This window comes from Kitasatospora sp. NPDC059817 (assembly GCF_042731835.1).
GTDB lineage: Bacteria > Actinomycetota > Actinomycetes > Streptomycetales > Streptomycetaceae > Kitasatospora.
Window position 1 is genome coordinate 1 of sequence record NZ_JBHWIR010000361.1, and the last position, 3,443, is coordinate 3,443.

Genomic DNA, 3,443 nt, shown 5'->3' on the forward strand with positions numbered 1-3,443 from the left:
GGCCGCGCGGGGGGGGGGGGGGGGGGCCCGCGGGGGGGGGGGGCGGCGGGGGGGGGGGGCCGCGGGCGGTCGTGGCGCGGGGGGAGTGGCGGTCAGACGCTTTCGCGCAGGACCAGCTCCGGTTCCAGGAGCACGTGTTCGGTCGGCCGCTGGTGGTCGCCGAGGCGTTCCAGCAACAGCCGCATGCACTCGCGGCCGACCGCGTCGAGCGGTTGGGCGAGGCTGGACAGCGACGGGAACAGCAGGGGGGCGATCGGCGAGTCGTCGAAGCCGATGACGGCCGCGTCCGGGCCGGGGGTGCGGCCGTCGCGGCGCAGCGCCTGGTACCAGCCGAGCGCCAGGGTGTCGCTGGCGGTCACCACCGCGGTCGCGCCGGTCGCGAGCAGCCGTTCGGCGGCCTCGGTGGCGCTCGTCCGGTCGTCCGGGCTCTCGGCCCGGCGGCCCCGGGTGGGCAGGCCCAGTTCGCGCATCGCGCTCTGCCAGCCGCGGGCGCGGTCGTCGCCGACGCCGGAGCCCTTCGGCCAGCCGAGGAAGCCGATCTTGCGGTGGCCGAGCCCGGCCAGGTGCCGGACGGCGGCCGAAGTCCCGGCGGAGCCGTCGACGTCGACCCAGTCGCCGACGTCCCGGCCGGACCAGGTGCGGCCGAAGGCGACGTACGGGACGCCGCGTTCGTGCAGCCAGCCCTGGCGGCGGTCGCCGCGGTCGGTGCTGCTGAGGACGAAGCCGTCCGCGCCGTGCTCGTCGAGCAGTTGCTGGTAGCTGGTGAGTTCGTCGTCCCCGGGGGCGACGGCGAACAGCACCACCCGGTAGCCGGCCTGGTCGGCGGCTTCGGAGAGGGAGTGCAGGAACTGGTCCAGGACCGGGGTCGGGACGCCGGTGCTGCTGGAGCGGATGCCGTAGCCGATCAGCCGGCTGGCCCTGGTCTTGAGCGCCTGCGCGGCCCGGTGCGGGCGGTAGCCGAGCTCGTCGATCGCGCGCTGGACCCGCTCCAGCGTCTGCGGGCGCAGCAGCTCGGGCGAGTTGATCGCGTTGGACACCGTCTGACGGCCCACGCCGGCCCGGGCGGCGACCATTTCCAGGGTCGCGGCGGACCCTGTCCTGGGCCGGGGCGATGAGTGTGCATGCATGACGGCGATCCTAGGTTCTGTCTTCATTGACAAGATCTTGGAGCGTTCCAATACGGGGTTCCATCTTCCCCACCAGGGGGGTTAATGTCTTGGAACGCTCCAATGGCAGAAAGGTTGCGCCCGAGTGGAAGCAACTGTCAAGCCCCAAAACGAGGATGAAGAGACCATGTCAGCGATCGCCCTGCAGCCGTTCCTGCACGACGCCCAGCTCTCCGTGGCCGCCCCGAGCTTCTGTGCCTCGCGCCCGGACGGGCGGATCGGCGAAGGCGCGGACGGCTTCTACCACGGGGACCGCCGGATCCTCTCCCGCCTGGAGGCCGGCGTCGCCGCGGTCCCCAACACCCCCGTCGCCACCGCGCTCGGCGAGGACGGACGCACCACCTTCGTCACCGTGCTGCGCGGCATCGCCGAACTCACCCCCGACCCGGCCGTCACCCTGGAACGCCGCCGGGAGCTGCACCCCGGCCGCCTCGTCGAGCGCTACACCGTCCGCAACGCGGGCGACCTCACCGCCCGCCTGCGCCTGGACGTACGCGCGGAGAGCGACTTCGCCGCGATGGACAGCGTCAAGGCCGGCCGCGCCACCCAGGCCCGCACGCCCACCGCCGGCCCGAACGGCCTGCGCTGGAGCGAGGGCCCGCTCAGCGCCGCCCTCACCGTCGAACCGGCGCCCGACCACCTCGCCGCCGACACCGGCACCCTGGGCTTCGACCTCGAACTCGCCCCCGGCCAGAGCTGGCAGGCCGTCCTGGAGTGCACCGCCGAGCACCGCGACGGCGACCTCTTCCCCGCCCCGGCCGCCGACGCCGCCCCGTGGCGCACCCCCGGGATCACCGGCCGCGACCACCACCTCGCGCACTGGATCACCCGCTCCCACCACGACCTGCGCGGCCTCCTGCTCACCGACCCGCTGGAGCCCGGCGACCACTTCCTCGGCGCCGGGGCCCCCTGGTTCCTCACCCTGTTCGGCCGCGACTCCCTCTGGGCGGCCCGGATGATGCTCCCGCTCGGCACCGAACTCGCCGCCGGCACGCTGCGCACCCTGGCCCGCCGCCAGGGCCGCGCCCTCGATCCGGCCACCGAGGAGCAGCCCGGCAAGATCCTCCACGAGGTCCGCCGCGACGAGCAGCACCTCGACAACGGCTCCCACCTGCCGCCCTGCTACTTCGGCACGGCCGACGCCACCCCGCTGTGGCTCACCCTCCTGCACGACGCCTGGCGCTGGGGCATACCCGAGGACCAGGTCGAGGACCTGCTGCCGCACGCCGAGGCCGCCCTCGCCTGGCTGGCCGACCACGCCGACGCGGACGGCGACGGCTTCCTTGAGTACGTCGACAGCTCCGGCAAGGGGCTCTCCAACCAGGGCTGGAAGGACTCCTCCGACAGCATCCGCTTCCGCGACGGCCGGATCGCCGACGCCCCCATCGCGCTCAGCGAGGTCCAGGCCTACGCCTACGAGGCCGCCGTCGCCTCGGCCGCCCTGCTGGAGGCCTTCGGCCGGCCCGGTGCCGAGCGCTGGCGGCAGTGGGCGGAGGAGCTGCGGCTGCGCTTCCGCGACCGGTTCTGGACCGAGGACGCGCACGGCCCGTACCCGGTGGTCGCCCTCGACGGCGGCAAGCACCAGGTCGACTCGATCGCCTCCAACATGGGCCACCTGCTCGGCACCGGCCTGCTCGACCCGCAGGAGAGTGCCCTGGTCGCCGGCCGGCTCACCGCCCCCGGCATGGACAGCGGCTTCGGGCTGCGCACCCTGGACGCCGCCGCGGCCGGCTTCAACCCGCTCGGCTACCACACCGGTTCGGTCTGGCCGCACGACAGCGCCATCGCCGTCCACGGCCTCTCCCGCGCCGGGCTGCACGACGCCGCCGCGCCGCTGGCCGCCGGCCTGGTCCGCGCGGCGGCGGCCTTCGACCACCGCCTGCCCGAACTCTTCGGCGGCCACCCGCGCGCCGAGTTCGCCCGCCCCGTCCCCTACCCGGCCTCCTGCCGCCCGCAGGCCTGGGCCGCCGCCGCCTCCGTCCAGGTGGTGCAGGCACTGCTCGGCCTGGAGGCCGACGCCCCCAACCGGCGGCTCCGGGTGCGGGCCCAACTCCCGGCCGGCTACGAGTCGCTGACGTTCACCGGCCTGACGGTGGCGGGCCTGCCGATCGAGGTGTCCACCGACCACACCGGAGCCGTCGACCTGCGCGCCCCGCAGGGCTTCACCGTCACCACGGAGCACTGACGCGCACCCCGCCGGCCCGGCGGGGGGGGCCCCGGCCGCGGCGCGGCGGGGGGGGGCGGGCGGGGCGGGGGGCGGGGGGGCGGGGGCGCGCG

2 protein-coding genes are annotated in these 3,443 nt (G+C 75.5%); one reads left to right on the forward strand and one right to left on the reverse strand.

The window, feature by feature from the left end:
- Window positions 1-92 precede the first annotated feature (92 nt).
- Window positions 93-1,127: a LacI family DNA-binding transcriptional regulator gene (locus ACFV61_RS35185; protein ID WP_063345908.1), complete on the reverse strand. Its 1,035-nt coding sequence runs from the start codon at window positions 1,125-1,127 to the stop codon at window positions 93-95.
- Window positions 1,128-1,293: 166 nt separating this feature from the next.
- Here ACFV61_RS35185 and ACFV61_RS35190 point away from each other — a divergent pair, with 166 nt between their 5' ends.
- Entirely contained in the window at window positions 1,294-3,351 is a 2,058-nt protein-coding gene (locus tag ACFV61_RS35190; protein ID WP_380496180.1) for a glycogen debranching N-terminal domain-containing protein, read from the forward strand.
- Window positions 3,352-3,443: the final 92 nt, after the last annotated feature.

Bases quoted from the DNA above. Each gene is read 5' to 3' on its own strand.
- ACFV61_RS35185 (WP_063345908.1), bottom strand. From the start codon at position 1,127: ATGCATGCACACTCATCGCCCCGGCCCAGGACAGGGTCCGCCGCGACC.
- ACFV61_RS35190 (WP_380496180.1), top strand. From the start codon at position 1,294: ATGTCAGCGATCGCCCTGCAGCCGTTCCTGCACGACGCCCAGCTCTCC.